We start from the raw sequence: 6824 nt of genomic DNA, 5'->3' as shown, positions 1-6824 counted from the left end.
AGTGCCGCGGTGAGGCGTGGGCTGTCTGGCTTGCGTGCCAGGGTGCAGGGGGCTTTGAGCTTGCTGGTGGTCGTCAGAGTCTTTGCGGCCATCCGTGTGCCGGCCTGTGTTGCAGTCAGGCTGACCTGCGTCGATGAGGCAACGATCTACTAGTCTGGGGGCTAGTAGTAGCTCGCTAGTAGTTCGGTCCCAGTCTTTGCGAGTGCCGCGGTGAGGCGTGGGCTGTCTGGCTTGCGTGCCAGGGTGCAGGGGGCTTTGAGCTTGCTGGTGGTCGTCAGAGTCTTTGCGGCCATCCGTGTGCCGGCCTGTGTTGCAGTCAGGCTGACCTACGTCGATGAGGCAACGATCTACTAGTCTGGGGGCTAGTAGTAGCTCGCTAGTAGTTTGGTCCCAGTCTTTGCGAGTGCTGCGGTCAGGCGGTCGGCCGTCAGGCTTGCACGCCAGGGCAGCCGCCTTGAAGCCCGTGGCTTCCAGTGTCGGCCTGCGGCGCGGCAGTGCTGACGCTCTTCCGTAACTTGCTCGGGAAGGCTGCACTAATGCGCCGAGTGTCCGTAGAGGTCATGCGTAAGGGCAGGGTAGCCCCTTAAGGAGCGGGAGATGCGTATGAGAAGGCCGATGCCACCTCCTCCATCGGAGGAAACTATGCAGCTCATTGTGAAGTCTGAATCTGGGAAGTTGGCGCGCATTCTGACCGCCCCTGGGGCGGGTCCTACTGACCCATATCTCCCATGGGACAAACTTCGTTATAAGAACCCACCGGAAGGTCTGACGCACGAAGAATGGTGGGCTGGAATCAAGCTCGCTCGCCGCCGAGTGCAGCGCATCCTGCCCCTGGTGGATACTGATGGAAATCCTTTTCGCTTCGCCCTCCCTGATGTTGTGCTTAAATCCTTGGAGGAGGTAACTCGGGATGCTAGTGGAAAGATCACCATTAGTGAGGAGGTGACTAACCCTGCTACCCGTGACCGCTACCTGATCAATTCTTTGATTGAGGAGGCGATCAACTCTAGTCAGCTCGAAGGCGCTTCGACGAGTCGCAAGGTCGCCAAGGAGATGATTCGCACTCAGCGTCAGCCCCGTGACCGCGACGAGCGAATGATCTACAACAACTACCAGGCGATGCGCATGGTGGGCGAGTTGCGAAATCAGCGACTAACGCCTGAAATGATTTGCGAGATTCATCGAGTGGTTACAGATGGGACCCTCGATAATCCTGATGCATCCGGCCGTTTCCAGCGTCCGGATGAGGATCGTGTGGCCGTCTGGCATGGGGAAATGCTTCTGCATGAGCCCCCACCTGCCGAATCACTCCCTGAGCGAGTGCAGAGATTGTGCGACTTCGCAAACGGTGAACTAGATGAGGTGTACGTGCCGCCTGTTCTGCGGGCGATCACGGTACATTTTATGATCGGATACGATCATCCATTCGAGGACGGCAATGGGAGAACCGCAAGGATCTTGTTCTACTGGCTGATGCTGAGGCAAGGGTATTGGCTGACTGAGTATGTAGCCATCTCGCCCATCCTTAAGAATGCGCCTTCCAAGTATGCTCACAGCTACCTGCATTCCGAGGATGATGAAAATGATCTCACGTACTTCCACCTGTATCAGCTAGGTGTCTTGCAGAGATCGATTTCTCAGCTGCATGACTATCTATTCAGGAAGGCGGAAGAGGTTCGCGAGCTGCAGCAGAGCATTTCGGGCGCACAGAAGGTCTTTAATCATCGGCAGATTGCCCTGCTTAATCACGCATTGAAGAACCCGGGTTCATCTGTTTCGGCCCAGTCGCATATGACGAGTCATATGATCGTCTATGAGACCGCGCGGCAAGATCTTATTGGCCTGGAGAAGTATGGCCTGCTTCAGAAAGGTAAATTGGGGCGGTCCTATGTATGGACGCCTGTTGATGACCTAGCGCAGCGGTTGCGTGGCATGAACGGTGAGGGTAGTGCTGGGATTGGCTCAGCCTGACTCTTCCAGTGGACCTGTGGCATCCCCTCTGGCCTGTGTCTCTCTGGGGTTACTGAGCTTCTTCGAAGGGTGCGCAAGCTGTATCGGGCGGCGAAGTGGCTTTGGGCGGGAGCTGTCGCATGACGCTCGCAATCTCAGCCCACCGCCGCCGCAACTCCCATCCCGTCTGCCGTCGACCCACACTCCGTGGAGCAGGCGCGGTGCCGGGCGTCCAGGTGGAGCGCGCCACTGTACGAACGACCTGGACGCCCGGTGCCGTGTCTGCTCGGCTCTGCCTGGGTCGACGGCAGACGGGATGGGAGTCCCCCACCGCCACACCCCACGGCCGGCACCCGCGCACGGGCCCCCTCCATCCCGGAGCCTGAGCGCCCCCGCCGGAGGCATCGTCCTGAGCCGCACTCGCGCACGGCCTCGGCCACGCCGTGGGTCCGTCACCCATCAACCCGAGCTGTCAGGCGTGCGGACGGCGGCCGGGCTGGAGCGGGGCGTAGACAGGAGCGCAGGCCCGGGCGACGGGCCGCGCGCGCCGCGCCGTGCGCGGCGGGTGCCTTGATGAGGTAGAGAAACCTGTAACACCTTGCTGTGGCCTCGTGCTCGGTACGCCTAGACGGGTTCCTTCTGATCATCGGATGCGGGCCCAACCGTCTGCATGGGGACGAGACCGTCCAGAAGCGCTCCTAGGCCGGTCGCCTTCAGCGCCTCCTGCGGGGACAGTTCGTCCCGGGCGATCGCTGATATGGCGGGCAGGATCTCGTCCATGCCTTCTGCCAGGTCCTGCCACACGTCTGCAGAGCCGTACGTGTCACGGAGCTGGCGGATGAAGGACAAGTAGATCTCGGGCTGCCCCATGGCGTCCTCGGCATCTGCGGAGAGGGTGAGGACCCTGTCAACGGTGGAAATCAGCTCGCTGGCCTGGGCCTTCGTGATGTCGCCGGGCCTGAGAAGGTGGCCAGTATTCTTGTAGTCCACGTACAGACCGCGGAACTTGTTCTTATTCGTGCGCTTCGCGTCCCGCTCGGCGCGCTTGAAGATCTGTTCCATGCCCTCGGTCGCGCCCTCCTCTGCGATCCGCAGGACGAGGTGCGCGGAGAAGGACTTGGCCTCATGGCTGGTGAACCTGTCGGGGAAAGCGTCGACTTCCGCCTGCCGCTGGGCGAGGGGCATAGGCAGAATCGCAGAGCAGAGCGCCGCCTTGCCGATCTCTTCCAGAGCGAGAGCCGCGTTGGCGTAGGCGACCGACCAGATCTCTGCGTCGAGGATCAGTCGGGCGGCATGCAGCAGGTCTCGGGCGTGCTTGAACGCCTCTCGCCCGATGCCTATCAGGATCCGGTCCGCCATCTCGGGATCGCTGGGCAGGGTGGTCATTGGATCACCTTGGCAGGGGGCGACGGCTCCTGCACGGGTTTTCGTTCTTCGAGGTCCGCGTGAAGGTTCGCCAGCCGCCACGACCGCGACGTGATCCAGCAGCCAGGCCCTAGTGGGAAGGCCGGAGGGGCTGTCCCTCCATGTCTCGGAGCAGGCGGCTCGTGAATCCACCTTGGCAGAGGCGTTCGTACGAGGCGAGCACGCCGGCAGGTACGTCCTGACTGATCATGAAGCCCTGTTCTGGGTAGACCAGTAGTCGTTGGAGAGCGCCTACAAGCATGTCGATGACCATGCGGGCGTCGCCGATCGAGTCGACATAGTCCTGGAGTGTCATCGGGCTCGAAGCGCTGACGATCTCGACTTCGGGCCATAGCTTCCGCGCCGTGGCGTAGGCCCGCCGCTCCTCGTAGGGCTTGCTGATCAGCAGGACTGAGGACACCTTGATGCCGGCCTCGGCGAGGAGGTCCCGTGAGAAGCGGATGTTCTCGCCCGTGTTCCGGGCCCGTGGCTCCACCATCACTGCCGAGCCGGGGACGCCGAGTTCGATCGCCCGCTCGCGGTAGTGCACGGCCTCGCCGCGGGGCATGCGTTCACGCGTCGTCGGGCTCGTTGCCCCGGTGAACACGAGGAGTGGGGCCATGCCGCGCTTGTACAGGTCGGCTGCGGCGTCGGCCACGCCCAAGTCGTGGCTGCCGAGTCCGATCGCCACTGAGCAGGGCCGCGGTGTGTGGCCCATCTGGTGGTAGTCCCACAGGCGCTGTGTGTCGGCCCAGTCCTGGGTGGAGATCACTGCTGGCCGTCCCTGTCCTTCGCCGAGTCCGGGACCTTGAAGTCGTACTCCCAGGCGAAACGGGAAGCGGCATGTACCCCGATGGCGAACTCGACCACTGTGCCGTCAGCCGTGTACGTCGTCCGATGCAGCTCGACCACGGGTTCGCCCGGGGGGAGCTGGAGGAGCTTCGCCTCGTCCGCTGTCGGAGTGCGGGCGAAGAGCGACTCCTTCATGTGGTCGATCTCGTAACCCGCGTCGTAGAGGACTCGGTAGCCGCCGCCTCGGCCGGCCGGACCGGGTGTGGGGTCGACGATCCGAGTGCCCTCGACGTGCTCGGGGCGGTAGTAGCTGGTCAGTGTGTGCGTCGGCTGGTCGCCTTCCTTCACCAGCCGGGCCCGGGCGTAGACCGGAGCTCCGGTTTCCAGGCCGTGGGCAGTTGCTACCGCCGGCGGGGCGTCGACGAGGCTCACCGTCTGCGTCTGTTCGTTGCGGCGGTACGCCCGCCCTGAGGCGACCCGGTCCGCGATGAACGCCACCTCGTCGCCGTCGCGCCACTTCGCCTTGTCGTACCGGGCGATGCCGAGTCGCTTGAGGGGCACTTGCTGACGTACGACAGTCCCATGGCCGCGCGTGGAGGTGACCAGACCCTCCGCCTCCAGGGCCTTGTACGCGGCATGGACGGTGGCCTTGGAGCCTTCGCCTGCATCGACCTGCGCTCTGATCTGCGGCAAGGCCTGGCCCGGCTCGTAGTCACCCCTCCTGATTTGCTCGGCCAGCTTGTCCGCCAGCTCCCGCCACTTGGGCGCCATCACGTACCCCTCTCGACAGGAACAAGTCAAACACAGTCCTAGGACTGTTGACAGTCCTAGGACTACGGGCCACTATCTACTCAGTCGCTCGCAGTCCTAGGACAGCGAGTTGGCAGTTCCAGTTCGGGCTGCCCAACAACGTAGGGAGTGCTGATGCCGTCCTTCAAGATCGACACGTCGACTGCTGTGGTGTTCGTGGCCACGGCCCCCGCCCCGAAGCTCGTCAGCAAGCAGACCGGTGAGCGCGCCATGGACCGGGAGACCGGTGCCGGGCTGTCCACGGTGGGTCTGCTGATCTCGGACGAGGGGGAGGGCAACCTCTACCAGGTGACCGTTCCGGAGACCGGTCTCCCCGACGGGCTCGCCCCGGGCATGCCGGTCTCGGTCATCGGCCTCAAGGCCCGGGACTGGGAGAACACGTTCAACGGCCAGACCCGTCACGGCATCTCGTTCCGCGCCGTCGCGATCACCCCGATGGGGGCCTGACCATGACCGACATCTCGACGTTATGGGAGGTCGGTCTCCCGCTCGCCGGTGCGGGCGGTGGCCTCGGATACGCGAAGGTCCGCGCGCCGCGCGTGTTCTGGTCGCTGGCCGGACTGCCGGTGGCGGCCACGCGGTTCGCGGTGACGTACCGCTCGACGATGGACGTGTGCGGGCTGACGGTGCAGCCCTCCCGCCTGCGGGCGTTCATGGTCCGCAACCTCGCCCGCCGCCCGGATGTTCAGCCGGTGCCGCCGAAGATCCGCCGGGTCCGGGTGTCCTCGACCGGGCTGCGGGTCACTCTGCGCCTCCCGGCCGGTCTGGAACCCGCCGACGTGATGGCGGCCTCCGAGCGGCTGCGGCACGCCTGGGGCGTCCACTCCGTCAACGTGATGGAGACCAAGCCCGGGTTCGTCGAGCTGCGCATGACCGGCTACGACGTTCTGCGGAAGGTGAAAATGCCCCGCAGCATTCCGGCCGGACCGATGGCCGTTGCGGTCGCGCTGCGGGAGGACGGCACCCCGTTCGTCCGGGACTACTTCAAGGTCCCGCACGCGCTGACGCTCGGCGCGAACCAGTCGGGCAAGTCCATGTACCAGCGCAACCTGATCGCCGGGCTCGCCCGGCTGCGGGTGGCCCTGGTCGGCATCGACTGCAAGCGGGGGGTCGAGCAGAAGGGATTCGCGCCCCGGCTGTCCGCCCTCGCCATCACCCCCGACGAAGCATCCGGGCTGCTGGACGCCCTGGTGGCGGAGATGGAAACCCGCTTCGACCTGCTGAGCAACCTGGGCGCCTCCGACGTGTGGGAACTGCCCGACAGCCTCCGCCCGGTACCGATCGTGCTCCTGGTGGACGAGGTCGCGGAACTCTTCCTCGTCGCCACGAAGAAGGACGAGGAGCGCCGGGACCGGATGGTCACCCAGTTGATCCGGCTCGGGCAGATGGCCCGCGCGGCCGGCATGTTCCTGGAGATCTGCGGACAGCGCTTCGGCTCCGACCTCGGCAAGGGCGCCACCGCGCTCCGCGCCCAGCTCACCGGCCGCGTCGTGCACCGCGTCAACGACAAGCAGACCGCGGAGATGGGTCTCGGCGACATCGCCCCGGACGCGGTCGTGGCCGTGACCGCGATCCCGCCCGACAAGCCGGGCCTCGCGGTGGCGGGTGACACCTCCGGCGGCTGGTCCCGCATCCGCACCCCGGAACTCGCCGCCGCCGAAGCCGCCGCCATCTGCGCCGAGCACGCACACCTCACCCCGGACATCCCGGCCCTCTCCCCGTACCGGCCGAACATCCCCACCCTCGCCGGGCCTGCGGCGCCCGTGCTGGTGAAGCCGGTTCCGGCAACGAGCTGACGCTCCTCTTCCCTCGGTCGGCGTGACCGTCTCACGCCAGGTCCCTACCCGACCCATGCCCGAAGCCGAAAG

The 6824-nt window shown here is 64.9% G+C and carries 6 protein-coding genes; 3 read left to right on the top strand and 3 right to left on the bottom strand.

From position 1 onward, the window contains the following. Nucleotides 1–642: 642 nt before the first annotated feature. Nucleotides 643–1971 carry a Fic family protein gene (locus MRBLMG1_RS07785; RefSeq protein WP_367822079.1) on the top strand — a complete coding sequence of 443 codons (1329 nt, stop codon included), beginning with the start codon at nt 643–645 and terminating at the stop codon, nt 1969–1971. 603 nt (nt 1972–2574) lie between these two features. Here the strand turns inward: MRBLMG1_RS07785 and MRBLMG1_RS07780 are convergent. From MRBLMG1_RS07780 to MRBLMG1_RS07770, 3 genes are all read right to left on the bottom strand, one after another. Further along, entirely contained in the window at nt 2575–3336 is a 762-nt protein-coding gene (locus tag MRBLMG1_RS07780; protein WP_367822077.1) for an AbiV family abortive infection protein, read from the bottom strand. A gap of 109 nt (nt 3337–3445) precedes the next feature. Continuing rightward, nucleotides 3446–4126 carry a YdcF family protein gene (locus tag MRBLMG1_RS07775; RefSeq protein ID WP_367822075.1) on the bottom strand — a complete coding sequence of 227 codons (681 nt, stop codon included), beginning with the start codon at nt 4124–4126 and terminating at the stop codon, nt 3446–3448. After that, nucleotides 4123–4917 (bottom strand): GntR family transcriptional regulator, encoded by a 795-nt coding sequence (locus MRBLMG1_RS07770; protein ID WP_367822073.1) that lies wholly within the window; start codon nt 4915–4917, stop codon nt 4123–4125. Before MRBLMG1_RS07770 ends, MRBLMG1_RS07775 begins: the two co-directional genes overlap by 4 nt. A 153-nt stretch (nt 4918–5070) precedes the next feature. Here MRBLMG1_RS07770 and MRBLMG1_RS07765 point away from each other — a divergent pair, with 153 nt between their 5' ends. After that, on the top strand, nt 5071–5403 hold the full coding sequence (locus MRBLMG1_RS07765) for a hypothetical protein (protein ID WP_367822071.1): 333 nt from the start codon (nt 5071–5073) through the stop codon (nt 5401–5403). A gap of 2 nt (nt 5404–5405) precedes the next feature. Continuing rightward, the gene (locus MRBLMG1_RS07760; protein WP_367822069.1) at nt 5406–6752 is read left to right on the top strand and encodes an FtsK/SpoIIIE domain-containing protein; all 1347 of its coding nucleotides are present in this window, start codon (nt 5406–5408) and stop codon (nt 6750–6752) included. Nucleotides 6753–6824 lie beyond the last annotated feature (72 nt).

The sequence above is a fragment of the Streptomyces sp. LMG1-1-1.1 genome, assembly GCF_040815545.1.
Taxonomy (GTDB): Bacteria; Actinomycetota; Actinomycetes; order Streptomycetales; family Streptomycetaceae; genus Streptomyces.
This window is presented reverse-complemented; position numbering and strand designations above follow the sequence as displayed.

Bases quoted from the DNA above. Each gene is read 5' to 3' on its own strand.
- MRBLMG1_RS07785 (WP_367822079.1), top strand. From the start codon at position 643: ATGCAGCTCATTGTGAAGTCTGAATCTGGGAAGTTGGCGCGCATTCTG.
- MRBLMG1_RS07780 (WP_367822077.1), bottom strand. From the start codon at position 3,336: ATGACCACCCTGCCCAGCGATCCCGAGATGGCGGACCGGATCCTGATA.
- MRBLMG1_RS07770 (WP_367822073.1), bottom strand. From the start codon at position 4,917: ATGGCGCCCAAGTGGCGGGAGCTGGCGGACAAGCTGGCCGAGCAAATC.
- MRBLMG1_RS07765 (WP_367822071.1), top strand. From the start codon at position 5,071: ATGCCGTCCTTCAAGATCGACACGTCGACTGCTGTGGTGTTCGTGGCC.
- MRBLMG1_RS07760 (WP_367822069.1), top strand. From the start codon at position 5,406: ATGACCGACATCTCGACGTTATGGGAGGTCGGTCTCCCGCTCGCCGGT.